This window comes from Desulfobulbus rhabdoformis, assembly GCF_016919065.1.
GTDB classification, from domain to species: domain Bacteria; phylum Desulfobacterota; class Desulfobulbia; order Desulfobulbales; family Desulfobulbaceae; genus Desulfobulbus; species Desulfobulbus rhabdoformis.
Genome location: NZ_JAFFQA010000201.1, coordinates 1 through 255 on the forward strand (window position 1 = coordinate 1; position 255 = coordinate 255).

A 255-nucleotide genomic window follows, 5' to 3' on the forward strand; every position below is an offset into this window, starting at 1 on the left:
TATTGGCAATGATGTTTTTTTCTCCAATCACGCCTCGGTACAAATACCTTGCGAGGTATTTTAAGGCCGGTGCGCCGGTGCCCATATGGTCGCAGTGGACAACCCATTTTTTCGGGACTTTGTCTGTAATCCGCAAGCCGATAGCATCTGCTCCGGCCAGGAACTTACCGCGAAAGGCTTTGGCCAAGGCAAAACCGTTGAAGAGATATTTCCCCGATAGCTTTTTCCAAACCCGAGCCTGTTGGTCAATGCCAC

At 50.2% G+C, this 255-nt stretch carries 1 protein-coding gene; it reads right to left on the reverse strand.

All coding sequences use genetic code 11. The features are described from left to right. Positions 1–255 (reverse strand): transposase (locus JWJ90_RS23445; RefSeq protein WP_240195129.1); only part of this gene is annotated, 255 nt, incomplete at both ends.